General features: G+C 59.0%; 15 protein-coding genes. 14 read left to right on the forward strand and 1 reads right to left on the reverse strand.

Features of this window, described 5'->3' with window-relative positions; genetic code table 11:
* Nucleotides 1-99 precede the first annotated feature (99 nt).
* The gene (locus GQR90_RS14355; RefSeq protein WP_158774704.1) at nt 100-1,659 is read left to right on the forward strand and encodes a carbon-nitrogen hydrolase family protein; all 1,560 of its coding nucleotides are present in this window, start codon (nt 100-102) and stop codon (nt 1,657-1,659) included.
* Between the two features lie 4 nt (nt 1,660-1,663).
* A complete protein-coding gene (locus GQR90_RS14360) occupies nt 1,664-2,545 on the forward strand; it encodes a zinc-dependent peptidase (RefSeq protein ID WP_233266329.1) in 882 nt (293 codons plus the stop codon).
* A 37-nt stretch (nt 2,546-2,582) separates the two neighbouring features.
* Here the strand turns inward: GQR90_RS14360 and GQR90_RS14365 are convergent, their stop codons facing one another.
* Nucleotides 2,583-3,518, reverse strand: a complete 936-nt coding sequence (locus GQR90_RS14365; RefSeq protein WP_233266331.1) for a LysR family transcriptional regulator — start codon at nt 3,516-3,518, stop codon at nt 2,583-2,585.
* A 214-nt stretch (nt 3,519-3,732) separates the two neighbouring features.
* Here GQR90_RS14365 and GQR90_RS14370 point away from each other — a divergent pair, with 214 nt between their 5' ends.
* The 12 genes from GQR90_RS14370 (at nt 3,733) to GQR90_RS14425 (ending at nt 18,691) form a co-directional block, all read left to right on the forward strand.
* Nucleotides 3,733-4,938 carry a TauD/TfdA family dioxygenase gene (locus tag GQR90_RS14370; protein ID WP_158774705.1) on the forward strand — a complete coding sequence of 402 codons (1,206 nt, stop codon included), beginning with the start codon at nt 3,733-3,735 and terminating at the stop codon, nt 4,936-4,938.
* 125 nt (nt 4,939-5,063) lie between these two features.
* Nucleotides 5,064-6,239, forward strand: coding sequence for a GGDEF domain-containing protein (locus GQR90_RS14375; RefSeq protein WP_158774706.1), 1,176 nt, complete (start codon nt 5,064-5,066; stop codon nt 6,237-6,239).
* A gap of 279 nt (nt 6,240-6,518) precedes the next feature.
* Nucleotides 6,519-7,340: a DUF1338 domain-containing protein gene (locus GQR90_RS14380; protein WP_158774707.1), complete on the forward strand. Its 822-nt coding sequence runs from the start codon at nt 6,519-6,521 to the stop codon at nt 7,338-7,340.
* Nucleotides 7,337-8,395, forward strand: coding sequence for a succinylglutamate desuccinylase (locus GQR90_RS14385; protein ID WP_158774708.1), 1,059 nt, complete (start codon nt 7,337-7,339; stop codon nt 8,393-8,395). The genes GQR90_RS14380 and GQR90_RS14385 overlap by 4 nt, the downstream gene beginning before the upstream one ends.
* Before the next feature lie 493 nt (nt 8,396-8,888).
* Nucleotides 8,889-9,689: an ABC transporter ATP-binding protein gene (locus GQR90_RS14390; RefSeq protein WP_158774709.1), complete on the forward strand. Its 801-nt coding sequence runs from the start codon at nt 8,889-8,891 to the stop codon at nt 9,687-9,689.
* Nucleotides 9,690-9,815: 126 nt separating this feature from the next.
* Nucleotides 9,816-10,640 (forward strand): transporter substrate-binding domain-containing protein, encoded by an 825-nt coding sequence (locus tag GQR90_RS14395; RefSeq protein ID WP_158774710.1) that lies wholly within the window; start codon nt 9,816-9,818, stop codon nt 10,638-10,640.
* A gap of 142 nt (nt 10,641-10,782) precedes the next feature.
* A complete protein-coding gene (locus GQR90_RS14400; protein ID WP_158774711.1) occupies nt 10,783-11,499 on the forward strand; it encodes an ABC transporter permease in 717 nt (238 codons plus the stop codon).
* Between the two features lie 41 nt (nt 11,500-11,540).
* Nucleotides 11,541-12,293 (forward strand): ABC transporter permease, encoded by a 753-nt coding sequence (locus GQR90_RS14405; RefSeq protein ID WP_158775551.1) that lies wholly within the window; start codon nt 11,541-11,543, stop codon nt 12,291-12,293.
* Between the two features lie 235 nt (nt 12,294-12,528).
* Entirely contained in the window at nt 12,529-13,293 is a 765-nt protein-coding gene (locus tag GQR90_RS14410) for a transporter substrate-binding domain-containing protein (protein WP_158774712.1), read from the forward strand.
* Between the two features lie 353 nt (nt 13,294-13,646).
* Entirely contained in the window at nt 13,647-14,933 is a 1,287-nt protein-coding gene (locus GQR90_RS14415) for an efflux RND transporter periplasmic adaptor subunit (RefSeq protein ID WP_158774713.1), read from the forward strand.
* Nucleotides 14,930-18,124 (forward strand): efflux RND transporter permease subunit, encoded by a 3,195-nt coding sequence (locus GQR90_RS14420; RefSeq protein WP_158774714.1) that lies wholly within the window; start codon nt 14,930-14,932, stop codon nt 18,122-18,124. Before GQR90_RS14415 ends, GQR90_RS14420 begins: the two co-directional genes overlap by 4 nt.
* 156 nt (nt 18,125-18,280) lie before the next feature.
* Nucleotides 18,281-18,691, forward strand: coding sequence for a hypothetical protein (locus GQR90_RS14425; protein WP_158774715.1), 411 nt, complete (start codon nt 18,281-18,283; stop codon nt 18,689-18,691).
* The last annotated feature ends 58 nt before the right edge of the window (nt 18,692-18,749 follow it).

Genomic DNA, 18,749 nt, shown 5'->3' on the forward strand with positions numbered 1-18,749 from the left:
CCTTGCAGTGATCCGCTACCGGACCCATTGAAGAGGGTATAAAATATTGGCGTGTGTCGAGATGGCACCCGCCATCCCGTTCCGCTTCAAGGAGTCCCGATGTCCGTCGAAGACCTGCATTTAAACCTGCGTAACCTGCAGGAATCAGACTATCCCCAGCTGAAGCGCCTGATGGATGGCATCTATGACGACATTGGTGGTGCCTGGCCTGATCACACCATCAATCGCCTGATCGCCGAATTCCCGGATGGACAGCTGGTAATCGAGGATGGCGACACGCTGGTCGGCGTAGCCCTGACGGCACTGGTGGATTACGACGCCTTCTCCAATCCACATAAATACGATGATCTGATCGGCCATCGCGAAGTCATCCTCAACAAGGCTGACGGCGACGCGCTTTATGGCCTCGATGTGCTGATCGACAAGGCCTATCGTGGTTATCGCCTTGGCCGGCGCCTCTATGAAGCGCGCAAGGAGCTATGCCGCTCCATGAATCTTCGCTCCATCCTGGCCGGCGGACGTATTCCCCAGTATCACGAATATGCAATCAAGCTTTCGCCGACCGAATACATCGATAAAGTAGAGCGTCGCGAAATTCACGACCCTATTCTGTCGTTCCAACTCGCTAACGGCTTCCTGGTCAAGCGTCTATTACGCCAGTATCTGCCGGAGGACGAGGACTCCCAGGGCTACGCGACTTTGCTCGAGTGGAGCAACATCCTCTTTGAGCCAGCCCAGCGCGTACTGGAAAGCCGCAAGACGATGATTCGCGTGGGCGCCGTACAGTGGCAGATGCGCGAATTCGCGTCTGTCGAGGCGGTGCTCAAGCAGGTTGAGTACTACGTCGATGCACTGTCGGACTACCAGAGTGACTTTGCCGTCTTCCCTGAACTGTTCAACACGCCGCTGATCGGTCTGCTGGAAGATCAGAGTGACCCGGTGCGCTGTATCCGCTTCCTCGCGAGCTTCACCGAGCGCTTCAAGCAGGAAATCTCGCGCATGGCCGTGGCCTACAATATCAACATCGTGGCCGGTTCCATGGTGGAAGTGGGTGAGGACAATGAGATCTACAACGTCACCTATCTCTGCCACCGCGATGGCGAGATCGATCGTCAGGCCAAGCTGCACATCACCCCGCAGGAGCGTCGCGACTGGATCATCAAGGGCGGCGACGAGTTGGCGGTGTTCGAGACCGATGCCGGCCGTATCGGCATGCTGATCTGCTACGACGTGGAGTTCCCGGAGTTGTCACGCCTGCTGGCCGATCAGGACATGGATATCCTGATGGTGCCGTTCTGGACGGATACCAAGAATAGCTACCTGCGCGTGCGTCACTGCGCACAGGCACGTGCGATCGAGAACGAGTGCTACGTGGTGGTGTGCGGCAGTGTTGGCAACCTGCCGTCCATCGAGAGCCTCGATATCCAATACGCTCAGTCGGCGGTGTTCTCGCCGTCAGACTTCGCCTTTCCGCATGATGCGGTGATGGCCGAAACCACGCCGAATACCGAGATGATCATGTTCTCGGATCTGGATCTGGAGCGCCTCAAGGTGCTGCGCAGCGAAGGCTCGGTCACCAACCTCAAGGACCGCCGCAAAGACCTCTTCGACCTGCGCCTGCGCGACTGGTCCTGGAAGTCTGGCAGCCGCCAGGAGTAAGCCAGTGACACACTGGTGGCAACAGCTTTGGCGATCGCCTCATCATCACCAAAGCCGCCCCACGGCACCATCACCATCCTCCTCACAGGCTGAGGGGGATGGCCTGTGGCAGGCCGTGATGCAACGTCTGCCTATTCTCGAGGGGGTGGATGCGCCATCGCTGGCCCGTCTTGAGCGGCGTGCACGTCATCAACTGCATGACTGGAGATTGACCAGCGCCGAGCCCCTCGAGAACATCGAGGCGTTGGCGCTGGCCACACAGGCCATGCTGTTGCTCAACGGCTGGCCACAAGCCGAGCGCTGGCAGGATGCTGGCGCTCGCGTGCATGAGGTCATGCTGCCGGAACATGCCATCACCCGTGAGGTGGAAGACGTCGATGAAGCCGGGGTGGTGCATGTCTTCGAGAGCACCCGTGCTGGTGAGACCTGGTATCAGGGGCCGGTGGTGGTCACGCAGGAAGACCTCTCTGCCAGCGGCGACTGGAGTGGCTTCAATGTGGTGATCCACGAATTTGCGCACAAGCTCGACATGGCCAATGCCACCGATGCCGATGGCTTCCCGCCGCTACCCGTGCACATCAGTGCCGATGAATGGTTTACCACCTTTACCGCTGTCTGGGACGACCTGACGGCGCGCCTCTCGCGTGGCGAAACCACGCCCATCAACGACTACGCTGCCAGCCATCCCGCCGAATGCTTTGCCGTGTGCTGCGAGTATTTCTTCACGGCACCACGCACACTCAATGATGCCTATCCCGAGCTGTATCAGTTGCTGGAACGCTTCTTTTGCCAGTCACCACTCAAGCATTGTCCCGCGTCAGCCCAGGCACGCCCTCGGCTTCACTCTGGCGCTCTTACGCAGTCTCAATCTGAACAACCAACGTAACCTCGCCACACTATCCAGATCATGCATTCTACGGCGTCTACGCTGACGGCAAGCATTGTGCCGAAAGCAGAAAATCCCACAGCCGTTGCGCTGTCGGCCGTAACGGATGCGAGCGCGCACGTACCAGCCAAAAGTGTTGCTCGGCAGGTACCGCCAATGGGAAGACCTGCTGCAGCCCACGGTTGCCCGAGGCACACCAGAGCGCGAACAAGCCATCATGTACCAGCGCCACTCCCATCCCCAACCGCGCCATTTCCAGCGTCATCACCTGGGTATCACAGGTAATGGTGCGCGTTGCGTGCTCCAGCGCCAGCTGGTCTGCCGACATCAACCACCGCCGCCAACCCACGGCAAATCCCGCTGCGTGCAGCAAGGTGGTACCAGACAGGTCTGCCGGCGTGTGAAGGCGGCTGGCAAGTGTCGGCGCGGCCACTGCAATCATGCATTCCTCAGTGTTGCCGACCTGAATGGCCTCGGCCTCTGGCCAATCGCCCTGCCCATAGCGTAATTCGATATCGACATCAGCATCATCGAAGTCGCTCTGCCAATAGGCGCTGACCAGCCGCAATGCGATATCGGGCTCTGCCTGATGGAAGATCGCCAGTCTCGGCAGTAGCCATGCCTGCTGCCCCATCGGCGTGGCACGCAAGCTGACGGGGGCTGCCCGCGAAGGCCCAAAGACCTCAAGCGTACCCTCATGCAGACGCTGAAAACCGCTCTGCAGAGCAGGCAGCCAAGCTTGGCCAGCAGGTGTCAGGCTCAAGCTGCGTGCATGACGCACAAACAACGGCTGACCGAGGCGGTCCTCCAGCTGGCGAATACGCTGACTGATCGCGGACTGGGTGATGTTGAGCTCCTCTCCCGCGAGAGTGAAGCTCAAATGACGCGCAGCTGTCTCGAAAGCCTGTATCCATGCCAGCGGCGGTAGCGGCTTGGGCATGGCAGTAGATAGAGCATCCATGGTGTGCTTCACAGCAGGTTCCTCACGACACTCTGAATGATGCGGTTCACAAAGCAGCTCACAAAACACCTCACGTCAGATTTTCCATGGACTCACGCCCACACACATTAGCGCAGCTTGGTCATGAGCGTCATATTCCGCGTTGGTCAGTGCCAACGATGTGCAGGAGAATGGCCTCGTTTCACCTCCAGTCAACCGGAGGTTCATCGGTACAAGGACTGCATTCATGAATGAGCTCGCGACGCCCACCACCGACATTCTCTCCCGCACTCAGTGGGCCATGAAGGAATATCAGCCGCATCACACCGGTACACCGCTGATACAGGGAGAATATGACGCGTCGCTGGCCACACTTGTCTGGGCAAGCGGCGAACAGGCCAGCTTTCCTCTAATCTGGCTGCGCGATCACTGTGCCTGTGATGGCTGCCGCCATCCTCAGACGTTTGAACGCACCTTCATGCTGCTCGACGATGCTGCCCTGACCGTGCAGCAGCTGTCTCTCGAGTCAGGGAATCTCATGATTGAGTGGAGCGACAGCCACCTCAGTCACTTCGATGCCGGCTGGCTGCATCAACGCCGTCCGAGTGATTCACTGCCAGAGACACCGGTGCCTGAAAGTCAGGCATGGCAACTGTCGCACCAAGCGCATGTCACCACGTTCAGTGACTACATGGCGGGAGGGAAAGCGCGTCTTGTCTGGCTGGAAGCCTTGTGTCGTGATGGCGTTGCCGTGCTGGATGAAGGCCCTTTCGAAGGGGGTGAGATTGATAAGATCGCCGCAACCATCGGGCCCATTCGCCCGACCAACTTTGGTGGTCGCTTCGAGGTCTATTCCAAAAAGGCGCCCAATAACGCGGCCTACACCCCGATCGCGCTTGAGCTGCATACCGATTTACCCAACTGGCATCAGCCGCCGGACATCCAGATGCTCTACTGCCTGGCCAATGATGCCGACGGTGGAGAATCGCTCTTTGGCGACGGCATGGCAGTTGCTGAGGAACTGCGTCAGCGCGATCCGCCGGCATTCCAATTGCTGGCCGAGACAGCTGTCGACTTCCGCTTCGCCGACGAGACGACGGATCTGGTCGCGCGCGAACCGGTGATTCATCTGGATGCCAATAGCAAGGTGATTGAGGTGCGCTTCAATAACTGGATTCGTGACAGCCTACGCCTGCCACTGGAACAGATGCAGGCCTGGTACGCTGCCTATCGTCAGTTCTGGAGCATCCTGCGGGAACCGGCCTTCCGTATTCATCTCAAGCTCAAGGCCGGCCAGATGGTGGCTTTCGACAACCGTCGCGTAATGCATGGGCGTAATTCCTTCGACCCCACTACCGGTCATCGTCACCTGCAGGGCTGCTACGTGGATTACGACATGGTCGAATCTGCACTGCGTGTCACGGCGCGCGAGCTGACAGGCAGCGGCGCCTGAGCAACACGGAAACTACCGCTGAATCAGCAAGCGTTGAACCACGGCCTACTCTGCGCCGTGGTTCATTCCAGCAGACCACGCAAGGCAATGGCATCCTGTTAGCTCGGCTATTCAGGGATCGCCTCATGAACCCCATCACGCTTTGCTTTCTCGATACTTCTCTCGAGCGGCGCTATCGACGGCACCAGCTTGATGTCTCTCAGAAGCTCACCCGAGTCACCATTCCGCTGAGCTGTGTGCTGTTCGCATCCTACGCGTTGATCGAGATCAATCTGCAGGAACACTACGAAACCTTGCTGCAGCTGCGCACCGCCATTCTGGTCAGTGTACTGGGACTGTTCCTTCTCTCACGCATCTCGCGCTTCAGACATCAGGTCAACGGCATTCTTTGCCTGGCGTCACTGTCGACAGCGGCGGGTACGCTGATGATGTTCCATCTCGGACATGACAATGCCGGGGAACATCATGGCGATGATCAGGGCGGATTTCCGGTCTACTTCGTCAGCTTGCTGCTGCTGGTCTTCTGGACGTATACCCTGCTGGGGCTGCAGTTCATCTATGCCATGGCCTGCGGATTGTTGATCTGGCTGGGCTGCACCGCCAGCTGTGCCATTCTGCATAGTGGCTCCGGGGTATTGGTGGAGGCCAATGAAGCCTTCTTCATGATGTCCGTCAATCTCCTGAGCGGAATGAGTGCCTACGCTCGTGAGCGCCAGAGCCGCCAACTCTTCCTGCATGAATGCCACATCACCGGCGAGCGCGATGACCTGCGCGACCATGCGATGTGCGACTCCCTCACCGGCCTGCTCAATCGACGTGCCCTGCTGGAGCGACTCGATCAGATATTGGATATCAAGACGCAAGGTATCGTTCAGGCCGCTCTATTCATCGATCTTGATGGTTTCAAACCCATCAATGACAGACACGGCCATCAGATTGGCGATCAGGTGCTAAGCATCATCGCGGAGCGACTGAGCAATACGCTTCGCGGTAACGATATTGTCGGACGCCTTGGCGGCGATGAGTTTCTGGTCCTGATCAGTCGTGAAGGCGATGGCCGCAAAGGGCCCGAACAACTTGCTCATCGTCTGGTAGATGCCATCAGCCATCCCATTCATCTGGCGCTCGATGAGGAGCCACTGATCATCGGTGTCAGTGCCAGTGTGGGTATCAGTCTGTTCCCCTTCTCGGGGGCCACGCCAGAAACCGTCATCGCGCGGGCAGATAGCGCCATGTACGAAGCCAAGAAACGCGGGCGCGGCAGGGTAGTCACCGGCAATCCTCTCAAGCTCGTGCTGTAGAGAGGTGCGACTGTGCTTCGATTGATGGCAACGAGACAAGCACCTCTCAGACCAACGGCTAGAGGGCCCTGCAGGGCTTACATGGTGCGGACAGCCGCTTTCATCCAACCGACCTCAAGACTTGCCACGCGCGCGACACTCGCCAATGGTGGGCTGACAATATGTCAAGGTGCACCACACTGATGGTGACACCTTATTGCTGTCATCCGCTCTGCTGTCGCGCCACCTTTTCTTGTGGTTGGTCGATGAGTCAAGCGGGCTTAGAGAGGACCTTACGTCATGGATATCCAGCAATTCTTCGCCGCCCTATGGGACGACTACGTCGCCATGACACCGCAGGCACAGAAGATTCAAGATGCCTTTGTCGCCGATGGTGAAACCATCGTCAACGACCACGTGGCCTTCCGCACCTTTGATCGCGGACCGATCACCCTGGCAGCGCTGGAACCGCATCTGCTGGCCCTCGGCTATACCCGCTTTGCCCCCTATGACTTCACTGAGAAGAAATTGCGCGCCTTTGGCTATCTGCCACCTTCGGCGAACCTGCCGCGCGTCTTCCTCTCCGAGCTGAAATGCGACGAGCTGTCGCTACCCGCCCAGTCAATCATCGATGAACTCGTCAGTCAGATCCCACCCAGCGCTACCCTTGAGCCTTCCGTACTGTGGGCAGGCCGACTGTGGCAGGCACCGACCTTCGCGCAATATCAGCGCCTGATGGAAGAGAGCGAATACGCCGCCTGGCTATCGATCATCGGCTTGCGCGCCAATCACTTCACCATCAGCGTCAATGCGCTCACGACCCACGACACGCTCGACAAGGTACTTGCACGCGTCGAAGTGCTTGGCTTGAGCATCAATCCCGCGGGAGGCCGTATCAAAGGCTCACCCGAAGTATTGCTGGAACAGGCCTCCACATTGGCCGACCGTCAGTCCTTCACCTTTGCCGGCGGCGAGCAGCATGAGATTTCCACCTGCTACTACGAATTTGCGCGCCGCTACGTTGATGGCGACGGCCAGCTGTATCAAGGCTTCGTGGCGGCCAGCGCTGACAAGATATTCGAGTCCACCAACACCACCCCTCGGGAGAACGCCCCCTCGTGATTGCCGACTGGCTTGACCTGACACTTGAAGGCCACGCCAGCGCGCGAGGCATGGGACGCATCCCCAGCGGGCGCTACGAGATCGTGGCACCCGGCGTGCTCGAGATCTATCCGGACCACAGCGGTCCGCGCGCGCACCCCGTGGTGATCTCCGCGGGTATTCACGGTAATGAGACTGCGCCCATCGAGCTGCTGGGCGAGTTGGTCGCAGGCCTTGAGAGCGGTCGTCTGATGGCCGGCGCACCCCTGCTGCTGATTCTCGGTAATCTGCCGGCAATTCGCAGTGGCGAGCGCTTTACCACCACCAATCTCAATCGATTGTTCAGGCGTGCAGACGCTGACGGTAATGCGGCGCACAGTGACTGCCCAGCAGACGATGAGCCAGCACGTGCCCGCCAGCTGATGGCAGCCGTCGACACCTTCTATGCGCGCTTTCCGCCGACGGAGAGCACTCGTCGACTGCACTACGACATGCATACCGCCATCCGCGGTAGCCTCTATCCCCGCTTTGCGGTGGTACCGTACAGTGAAGGCGCAGCCATCAGCTCTACCCAGTGGTCACATCTCAGTGCCGCTGGGCTGCAGGCTGTACTGCATCAACATCAACACAGCTGGACCTTTTCGCATTACTCGCGCCATTACCATGATGCCGATGCCTTCACGCTCGAGCTGGGGCAGGTACACCCTTTCGGCGAGAATGACATGGTGGCACTAGCCCCAATGTCTCAGCTGCTGGCGGCACTGGCGATGGGCATCGAAGCACCGCATGCAGCACCGGAGAGAATGGCCTACTTCAAGGTTGAGATAGAGCTGATGCGGCGCTCTACCGACTTTCGCCTGTGCTTCAATGACGACGTCGCCAACTTCACCACCTTCACACCAGGCACAGTGGTAGCTGAAGATGGTGAAGCAGGCCCATGCACGGTCGGCGATACGCCGCTCAGCGTGGTCTTCCCCAATGCACGGGTCGAGATCGGCGCACGTGCCGCGCTACTGCTGGCCGCTTGCGAGCCGCCACAGCTTGCGCTCGCATCAGATCGCACCTCCTTTGAATGATCACGACACCGCCGCGTACTGCTCACGCGGCGGTGTCGCCATGCTCTGCCCCTGACTTATCTGCACTGACTTATCTGTACTGATTCATCTGCCACATCCCATAACGATAACAGGCAACTCTCATGACCCTTTCGATTATCCGCGAACCTCTCCCGCCCTCCTTCCTATCCATATCATTCCCCACTTGCCAGAGCGCCGTCAGCTGTCACTGCTCGTCACCTCAACCAAAGTTGTACTTGGAGACACTCGCCGACAGCAGTTAACCCTGCGGTGAGCTGGTAGAATCGGCCCCCTTTCCCCGACCGCGACCACTGGTGCCCGCTATGGCGGCATACGTCACGGATGGCCGATATTCCCCCGACGCCGCCTCGCGCCGCGTCGACCGCGAACAAGTACCTCTGAGTGATGCCCTGACACGGCAGACTCAAGGCGCAACGAGGCAACCACCACACTATCGGTGGTGCGGGACTTGTGCATGGATCGGAGTGACAGCATGACCCTGAATTCCCCCGCGACCGAGAGCACGAGCAGCGAGGTGCTGCCTCTTGAGGTCCGTAATATCACCAAGTCCTTCGGCACCAATCAGGTGCTCAAAGGCTTGTCGCTTGAAGCACGCAAGGGTGATGTCATTACCCTGATCGGCGCCTCTGGCTCCGGCAAGAGCACTTTTCTGCGCTGCATGAACCTGCTCGAGCAACCTGATGGCGGCGACATTCTCGTCCACGGCGAACAGATCGGTTTCAAGACTACCCGTCGAGGCCGCGAGCCCGCCGACTGGCGTCAGGTCGAGCGCATGCGTGCCCGCCTCTCGATGGTTTTCCAGAGCTTCAATCTATGGGCGCACATGACGCTTTTGGAAAATGTCATCGAGGCACCGGTCCATGTGCTGGGCAAGCCGAAGAAGGAAGCCATCGCGCACGCACGCAGTCTGCTTGATCGCGTCGGCCTGCTGGAACGTGCTGACTATTATCCTGCCCAGATGTCCGGCGGCCAGCAGCAACGCGGCGCAATCGCCCGTGCACTGGCGATGGAGCCGGAAGTGATGCTGTTCGATGAGCCAACCTCGGCGCTCGACCCGGAGCTGGTCGGTGATGTGCTCAAGGTCATGCGTGATCTAGCCGAGGAAGGCCGCACCATGGTGGTAGTGACACATGAAATGAGCTTCGCGCGCGATGTCTCGAGTCAGGTGATCTACCTGCATCAGGGGCTGGTTGAAGAATCCGGCAAGCCAGCCGACGTGCTGGAAAATCCGCAGTCTGATCGCCTCAAGCAGTTCCTGGCACCCAAATACTGAGCTACCCGGTCGATCAATCGGCGCTCTCTCTGGCACGGTGCTTCCGTGACCGGCACAAGATCCATCGCTACGAGCGCATCTGCCAACCGCAGGCCTCGGGGCGGACAAGACTCAGGAATGTCAGTGATGAAAACGTTCGTAACACGCTCTTTGATGGGCATCACCCTCGGCCTATCGACTCTCGCCATGACTGCAACTCCCGTGCAGGCTGCCGATGTGCCCGACCCACTACGCCTTGGCATTGATATGCCCTATGCCCCCTTCGGCTACAAGCTGCCGAGTGGAGAGCTGACCGGCTTTGAGATAGAGCTGGGCAACGCCTTGTGCAAGCAGCTCGCCACTCACTGCGAATGGGTCGAGCAGGACTTTGACGGTATCGTCCCGGGCCTGTTGGCGCGCAAATACGACGTCATCATGTCAGCGCTGACCATCAACGAAGAACGCAAGCGTCAGGTACTGTTCTCCGAGCCCTACTTCACGCCGCCGTCCGGCTGGTTCGTCAAGGCCGATAGTCCGCTGGCCAAGGTCACCGGCGCGCTCGACAGCGAAGTACTCAAGGGCACTGTCATCGGCGTGCAGCGCGGCAATCTACAGGATCACTACGTGACCGACGTCTATGGTCAGGTGGCAGAAGTGCGTCGCTACACCAAGCTGGATGACCTGGTACTGGACATGGATAGCGGTCGCGTCGACATCGCTTTCCTCGACCAGCCGGTCGGTCAGGACACGCTGGTAAATGCCGATGACGGCGACTTCGTCAATGCCGGCACCGCCATCAGCGAACCGAAGAAATACTTCGGTGACGGCTTCGGCATCGCCATGAAGCAGCGTGATCGCGCTCTCAAGAAATCCATTGATACGGCGCTGGAACAGCTAAAGGCCGACGGCACGCTCAAGCGCCTGAAGGTCAAGTACTTTGCAGCGGACAAGACCGCGACTACCAGCCAGTAAGTCGTCAAGCGGTAGCGACATCGTTACCGCTTATGACCTGCTGAACATCTGACGGATAGCATTTGCGCTGATACTGCCTGCCGAAGCCCCTTTGTGGGCAATCGCATGGCCTATCGTATCAGCGCTTCACGGGAGAATTCCCATGATCGACCTTCAAGGCTATGGCCCGAGCCTGCTGGCGGGAGCCTGGGTCACGGTGCAGCTAGCCGTACTCGCACAGTTACTGGCCATCATGCTGGGGCTATTGACCGCCACGGCCAAGATGTCACGTTCTATCCCGCTACGATGGATCGCGACGCTCTACACTACCGTCATCCGTGGCGTACCGGATATCGTGCTGATGATGCTGCTGTTCTTCGGTGGCCAGATAGGCATCAACATGGTCACCGACTGGCTCTACGAGAGCTATGGCTTCGATGTCTTCGTCAATGTCGATGAGTTCACCGCGGGTGTCGTCACCATCGGCTTCATCTTTGGCGCCTACATGGGCGAGACCTTCCGCGGTGCCTTCATGGCGGTAGATGCCGGCCAGGTTGAGGCCGGACGTGCCTATGGCATGAGCGACTGGAAGGTATTCAAGCGCATTCGCTTCCCGCTGATGATGCGACACGCGCTACCAGGGCTAGGCAACAACTGGATGGTACTGCTCAAGACCACTGCATTGGTGTCGGTGATCGGACTGGTCGACATGGTGCGCGTGGCCAGTGAGGCCGCCAAGGCGACTCACGAACCCTTCACTTTCCTGTTGCCGGTGGCCGCAGGCTATCTGTTGATTGCCACCGTGTCCGAGTGGGGGCTGGCACGCCTCAAGGTGCGCTATAACACCGGATTCGGGGAGGCCAGCGAATGGAACAACTAAACGACGCGGCCCAGTCAGGCTTCATCGCTCAGCTCAGCCAGATGATCAACGATGTACTGAGCCAGAACTACATCTTCACCGCGACCACCTTGTGGCATTACTGGGACGGCTTGGTCACGACCGTGCAGCTGGTCTTCCTGTCACTGATCATCGGGCTGGTCCTCGCCGTACCACTGGCGATTCTGCGTGGTTCGCGCCGGCGCTGGGTCAAGATGCCCGTCTATCTGTACACCTATGTGTTTCGTGGTACGCCGCTATTGATCCAGCTCTATCTGATCTACTACGGCGTGGTGTTCTTCGATGGCTTCGATATCTCTTATGGGATTGGCAGCCTGCATGTGCCAAGCATTCAGGACACCTGGCTATGGGAGTACTTCAAAGGTCCCTTCGTGCCGGCATTACTGGCTTTCGTACTCAACACTGCAGCCTATACCACCGAGATCTTCCATGGCGCCATCCAGTCCACGCCCAAGGGCGAAATGGAGGCTGCCCGAGCCTATGGCATGTCACGCGGCAAGATGATGCGCCGTATCATCATGCCCAGCGCTTTCCGCCGTGCACTGCCGGCCTATGGCAATGAAGTCATCTTCATGCTGCACGCAAGTGCCATCTGTAGCGTGGTCACTCTGCTGGATCTCACTGGTGCAGCGCGCGACATCTATGCCCGCTTCTATGCCCCCTTCGAAGCCTTCCTGTTTGTGGCAGGCATCTATCTGTGCCTGACCTTCACCATCATTGCCATTTTCCGGCAACTGGAGAAACGTCTGCTGGCACACCTCAGACCCTTAAGCTGAACTGAGAAAGCGCTCCCCAGGAGCGCTTTCTCTTACCAATGATTCACATGGCCGGAATAAATCTCGTTTAACGATCGTTTGAATCCGACCATTTACCCCCTTCTCGACAACGCCAGTCTGGGCTAATGTGGGATGGACTATTCTGACAGTGGCGCCGGGTCATCTCATATACCTGGCTCAATACACCGCTGCTGATCAGCAAGAACGACAAACAACAACGATGGATGGGAACGACATGAAGAAGTTGCTGGGAATTTCCCTGCTGGGCGCTGCCCTGATGGCCGGTGGCGCACACGCTGCCGACGCACTGCGCATTGGTGTCGACGTGCCCTACGAGCCGATGGAATACAAGACGCCGGATGGCGAACTGACCGGCTTCGATATCGAGTTGGGCAATGCCATCTGCGCCAAGATCGATCGTGAATGCGAATGGGTCATTCAGGCATGGGACGGCATCATTCCGGGGCTGATGGCACGCAAGTACGACGCGATCATGTCGTCGATGACCATCAATGATGAGCGTCGCGAGAAGGTACTGTTCTCCGACACCTACATCACCCCGCCGTCTGCCTGGTTCGCGCCTGCCAAGAGCACGTTGAGCGAAGCCTCGCAAGAAGCACTCGAGGGCAAAGCCATCGGCGTGCAGCGCGGGACTCTGCAGGATAACTATGTCAGCGACCTTTACAGCAAGACATCTGACGTCAAGCGCTACACCACTGCCGATGACCTGGTACTCGATATGGACGCCGGTCGTCTCGACATCGCCTTCCTCGATTTCCCGGTCGGCAAGTCCACCCTCATCGATGGTGGCAACGGCAACTACAAGGCGGTCGGCGAAGTCGTCACCGAACCCAAGAAATACTTCGGCGACGGTTTCGGCATCGCCATGCGCAAGCGTGACAAGGACCTGGCCGAGCAGATCAATGGCGCGTTGGCGGAACTGAAGTCCGATGGCACCTACGACACCATCCACACCAAGTACTTCGGTGAGAAGAAATAAGCACTCCCACTTTTCATGAGTGAACGAGTAAGTAGGTGCGTAAAACCTCAATATCGAGTAGTGCGTTTCCCTCTCTGATGTTTAGGTGCCATGCAAGACAACAAGCCCCGCCGGCCTTCGCCGCGGGGTTTTTGCGTTGAGTCAGGGTCTTAATTCCGGACAGGTCCACCATTGAAGCAACGCGATATAGAACGCCATCAACGAGCAGGGCTCTGCCTGTCGCAGATAAAAAACACTCGCCCTGCACAATTGGTGCAAATTTAGAACCAAAGCAGTGTGTCCAAGGGGACTTATCCCGAACCGTCCAGCTCTCTAGGATCCCCTACCATCCCTCCCTGCAACGGTAGATTTCCATGTCGAGACTGAACTCACGTCCGGCGCGCCTTCCTCGTATCGCCTCTTCCCTGCTGCTGACTCTCGGTGGCCTATTGGCGCTCAGTGCCTGCAGTGACGGCAAGAACGAAGAAGCGGCTAGCGCTCAACAAACTCCGCCGCCCATGGAAGTGGTCGCTGCCAAGGCACAGTCCGTCGCGGCTTGGCACACCTACACCACGCGCCTGGAATCGCCACAGAACGTCCAGCTGCGCCCGCGTGTCAGCGGTGAAGTGGAAGAAGTGCTGTTCACTGAAGGTAGCCAGGTCACTGCTGGCACACCGTTGGTACGCCTCGACAAGCGTCCCTTCGAGGCCGAGGTCATGCGTCTCGAGGCAGAAGTCACACGTAGCCAAGCCCTGCTGACCAATGCCCGCAGTGAATCCGGTCGTGCCGCCAGTCTGGTCAAGCGCAACCTGATTTCCCGCGAAGAAGCTGATTCCCGCAGCTCCAATGCCGCTGGTCTCAATGCTCAGCTCAAGGCTGCTCAGGCCCAGCTGGCTCGCGCACGCCTGGATCTAGACTACGCGCTGATTCGTGCCCCCATCGATGGCCGTCTGTCAGATGCGCGCATCACGCGCGGCAATATCGTAGAAGCCGGGCAGAGTATATTGACCACGCTGGTGGAAACTCGTCAGCTGGATGCCTATGTCGACATCAGCGAGCTGACCTGGAATCGTGACTTCGCCAACGTCGCTGCCGGTGATCATCTGCCGGTGGAACTGCAGCTGGCGGGGCAGGATGATTTCCCTTACTACGGCAAACTCGATTTCATCGACAATAGCGTAGATACCGACACCGGTACCCTGCGCGTCGGCGCTACCTTCAATGCTGATAGTCCTGCACTGCGCCCGGGCGCCTTTGCCCGCCTGCGCATCGCATCGCCTGAAATTCATGAGGCTGTGCTGATTCCGGAACGTGCCATCGGGACTGATCTGGATCGTGAATTCGTGCTGGTAGTGGGCAAGGACGACACCTTGGCCTACCGTGGCATCACCACTGGCCCACGCTTTGGCCCGCTGCGCGCCGTCATTGATGGGTTGGCTGCGGGCGATCGTGTATTGGCGAGCGGCCCCGCCAAGGCAGGCCCGGGCATGCCGATCACACCCAAGCTCATCGAGATGGAAGATGACGGTGAGCTCAAGGCACTCGCTGAGCGTATTGCACGCCTCGAGATGAGCGGAGCAAAGAAAGTCAACAAGAGCAACGATCAGGATGCTGCTCCACTGGCTGAGGCTGATCGCCAAGCTGCTGGAGGCCGTACGTGAACATTTCCAGCTTCTTCATCAAGCGGCCGGTCTTTGCCGCGGTACTGTCAATTCTGATCGTGATCTCGGGAATGCTGTCGTTGTTTCAGCTACCGATTTCTGAATATCCCGAAGTCGTGCCACCGACCGTGGTGGTGCGCGCCAACTATCCGGGTGCCAACCCGGAAGTCATCGGTGGCACCGTCGCTACGCCGCTGGAGCAGGAGATAACCGGCGTCGAAAGCATGCTGTATATGGACTCCCAGGCGACCGCTGACGGCAATCTGACGTTGACCGTGACCTTCGCGCTGGGCACCGATCTCGACAAGGCACAGGTACAGGTGCAAAACCGTGTCACGCGAGCCACGCCTCGTCTGCCTCAGGAAGTTCAGCAGCTGGGCATCACCACCGAGAAGGCCTCGCCGAACCTGACGATGGTGGTTCACCTGACATCGCCGGACGGCCGCTATGACCAACTGTGGCTCTCCAACTACGCGCGTCTCAACATCCAGGACAATCTCGCCCGTCTCGATGGTGTCGGCGATGCCCGCCTGTTCGGTGCTGGCGAATACGCCATGCGCGTGTGGCTGGACCCGGACGCCGTGGCCGCTCGCGGCCTGTCTGCCGGTGACGTAATCAGCTCGCTACGCGCCCAGAACCAGCAGGTCGCCGCCGGTTCACTCGGTGCGCAACCTTCTCCGAATGCCAACCAGTTCCAGCGTCTGCTCAATGTGCGTGGCCGTCTGGAAAGCGTCGATGAGTTCCAGGATATCGTCATCCGCGTCGATGATAATGGCCGCATCACCCGCCTCGGCGACGTGGCACGTGTCGAACTCGGTGCCGACAGCTATTCACTGCGTGCCCAGCTGGACGGCAAGGACGCCGTGGCGATGCCCATCTTCCAGCGCCCCGGCTCCAATGCCATCGCGCTATCGGATTCCGTACGCGCCCGCATGAGCGAGCTGTCCGAGGACTTTCCGCAAGGCGTCAGCTACGACATCGTCTACGACCCGACCGTCTTCGTGCGCGGCTCCATCGAGGCGGTCATCGACACCCTGTTTGAAGCCATCCTGCTGGTCGTGATCGTGGTGATCCTGTTCCTGCAGACCTGGCGTGCCTCGATCATCCCGCTGATCGCCGTACCGGTTTCACTGATCGGGACCTTTGCAGTCATGCAGCTGATGGGCGTCTCCATCAATACGTTGTCGCTGTTCGGCCTGGTGCTCGCCATCGGTATCGTGGTCGATGACGCCATCGTGGTGGTGGAGAACGTCGAGCGAAACATCGAGCTGGGACACGCCCCAATCGAGGCCACCCAGATCGCCATGCGCGAGGTGACCGGCCCGATAATCGCCATCGCCCTGGTGCTGACGGCGGTGTTCGTGCCGACCGCCTTCATCAGCGGCCTGAGCGGCCAGTTCTACAAGCAGTTCGCATTGACCATCACCATCTCGACGATTATCTCGGCCTTCAACTCACTGACGCTGTCACCGGCACTGGCCGCCCTGTTGCTCAAGCCCCACGGCAGCAAGCCTGACTGGTTGACTCGTGCCATCGATGGCCTGTTCGGGCGCTGGCTGTTTGCTCCGTTCAACCGTGCCTTCAATGCCATGTCCAACGGCTACACTGGTCTGATCAAGAAACTGCTGCGCTTCGGCCTCGTGGTTGGCCTGCTCTACGTCGTGCTGCTCGGCGCCACCGGCAAGCTGTTCGATAGCGTGCCTGGCGGTTTCATTCCGGGGCAAGACAAGCAATATCTGGTTGCCATGGCCCAATTACCGGACGCCGCCAGTCTCGACCGCACCAGTGAAGTCGTCGCCGAAATGCAGAAACTGGCACTGGAAACACCAGGCGTGGCACACACTGTCGCCTTCCCGGGCCTATCGGTGAACGGCTTCGTCAACACGTCCAACTCGGGCATTGTCTTCACGCCACTGGACAGCTTCGAAGACCGCCAGTCACCGGAGCTTTCCGCACAGGCCATCGCCGCCGAGCTGAACCGCAAGTTCTCGGGCATCGATGAAGCTTTCGTGGCCGTGTTCCCACCACCGCCGATTCTGGGGCTAGGTACCACCGGTGGCTTCAAGCTGCAGCTGGAAGACCGTGGCAACAAGGGCTTCGAAGCGCTGTTTGGTGCCGTGCAGACCATTACTGCCAAAGGCAACGCCGACCCGAGTCTGAATAGCGTCTACTCCAGTTTCCGTATCCAAGTGCCGCAGTTCGACATTGATATCGACCGCGAGCAGGCGATGATCATGGGCATCCCATTGGAACGCGCCTTCGAGACGCTGCAGATCTACATGGGCTCGCTGTACGTCAACGACTTCAACCGCTTCGGACGTACCTATCAGGTGCGTGCCCAGGCAGACGCCAGTGCGCGCCTCGACCCGGACGATATCCGCAACCTCAAGGTACGTAGTGAAAACGGTCGCATGATCCCGCTGGGCAGCTTCGTCCAGATCACGCCGACCACTGGGCCGGACCGCGTGATGCACTACAACACCTATATCAGTGCGGACATCAATGGCTCACCGGCACCGGGCATCTCGACTGATCAGGCCAAGACCGCGATGGAGAAGGTGCTGGCCAGCAACCTGCCACAGGGTATCGGCTACGAATGGACAGAAGTGACCTACCAGCAGGTGTTGGCCGGCAACACCATGATCTACATCTTCCCGCTGGTGGTGCTGCTGGTGTTCCTGGTGCTGGCCGCCCAGTACGAGAGCTGGTCACTGCCGCTGGCAATCATCCTGATCGTGCCGATGACGTTGCTGTCAGCGCTGGCAGGCGTCTGGCTGACGGAGGGCGACAACAACATCTTCACACGGATCGGGTTGATCGTATTGGTGGCGCTGGCCTGCAAGAACGCCATCCTGCTGGTCGAGTTCGCCCGTGAGCAGCAGCATGAAGGCCATAGCCGTTTGGACGCCGTATTGACGGCCTGTCGTCTGCGTTTACGCCCCATCCTGATGACATCGGTTGCCTTTACTGCCGGTGTGATTCCGCTGGTACTCGCGTCTGGCGCAGGCAGCGAGATGCGCAAGGCAATGGGGGTGGCGGTGTTCTCCGGCATGATCGGCGTCACGTTCTTCGGACTGTTGTTGACGCCACTGTTCTATGTCGGCATCCGAAAGATGGTCGAGAGACGTACAGAGAGTCAGGGCAATGCTGATGAGGGAGTCACTACTGACACCAAGGTGACGACTGAGTAGCGGTTCATTGCCTTCAGACACGGACGTCATCGGAGCAACAGCTGCTCTGATGACGACTCACTGGCAACACTGCCATGCCAGTCACGGGATATTTCTCATGACTGGCACTCGGCATAATGCCAATCATTCTTTCCCCAACACTCGGGAGCAGGTGCCATGTACGCCGATGCCTTCAATGATCTGGCCCTTGAGGCTGAACTCGAGAACTTCGCTCACCGCTGGTTCTCCCTGCTCAATCGCCTGGCGCCGTCCGTGGAACTGGCTGAACTGCTCAGCGATGACGCCTGCATTCAATTGCTGGATGAATCACTGTCCAGCAGCGACTTCCTGGCCAACTGGGAACAGCGTCGTGGTGACCTGCTGGTCAACAGCCATGGCCTCGGATGGGTGCGAGCGCAGCGCGATAGTCTGAACTGCGCGACGCTGCGCATGGGCGGTGAGCATCGTGCCGTACTGCGTGATGGCAGCCTGTTGCACACTCACTTCGATGCCGAATGGGTGCTCGACCTGAGCTGGGGCGAACCACGCATTCAACGTATCCAGTTGCTGGACGTGCGCATGATCTAGCTCATCTGTCGTTGATGACTCGCCATGTTCGACGCTAGACGAAAAATGCCCTGTCACT

It is taken from the genome of Cobetia sp. L2A1, from assembly GCF_009796845.1.
GTDB lineage: Bacteria > Pseudomonadota > Gammaproteobacteria > Pseudomonadales > Halomonadaceae > Cobetia.

What these genes read in the sequence shown, in the direction of transcription:
- GQR90_RS14355 (WP_158774704.1), top strand. Translation starts at nt 100, where the DNA reads ATGTCCGTCGAAGACCTGCATTTAAACCTGCGTAACCTGCAGGAATCA.
- GQR90_RS14370 (WP_158774705.1), top strand. Translation starts at nt 3,733, where the DNA reads ATGAATGAGCTCGCGACGCCCACCACCGACATTCTCTCCCGCACTCAG.
- GQR90_RS14375 (WP_158774706.1), top strand. Translation starts at nt 5,064, where the DNA reads ATGAACCCCATCACGCTTTGCTTTCTCGATACTTCTCTCGAGCGGCGC.
- GQR90_RS14380 (WP_158774707.1), top strand. Translation starts at nt 6,519, where the DNA reads ATGGATATCCAGCAATTCTTCGCCGCCCTATGGGACGACTACGTCGCC.
- GQR90_RS14390 (WP_158774709.1), top strand. Translation starts at nt 8,889, where the DNA reads ATGACCCTGAATTCCCCCGCGACCGAGAGCACGAGCAGCGAGGTGCTG.
- GQR90_RS14395 (WP_158774710.1), top strand. Translation starts at nt 9,816, where the DNA reads ATGAAAACGTTCGTAACACGCTCTTTGATGGGCATCACCCTCGGCCTA.
- GQR90_RS14400 (WP_158774711.1), top strand. Translation starts at nt 10,783, where the DNA reads ATGATCGACCTTCAAGGCTATGGCCCGAGCCTGCTGGCGGGAGCCTGG.
- GQR90_RS14405 (WP_158775551.1), top strand. Translation starts at nt 11,541, where the DNA reads ATGATCAACGATGTACTGAGCCAGAACTACATCTTCACCGCGACCACC.
- GQR90_RS14410 (WP_158774712.1), top strand. Translation starts at nt 12,529, where the DNA reads ATGAAGAAGTTGCTGGGAATTTCCCTGCTGGGCGCTGCCCTGATGGCC.
- GQR90_RS14415 (WP_158774713.1), top strand. Translation starts at nt 13,647, where the DNA reads ATGTCGAGACTGAACTCACGTCCGGCGCGCCTTCCTCGTATCGCCTCT.
- GQR90_RS14425 (WP_158774715.1), top strand. Translation starts at nt 18,281, where the DNA reads ATGTACGCCGATGCCTTCAATGATCTGGCCCTTGAGGCTGAACTCGAG.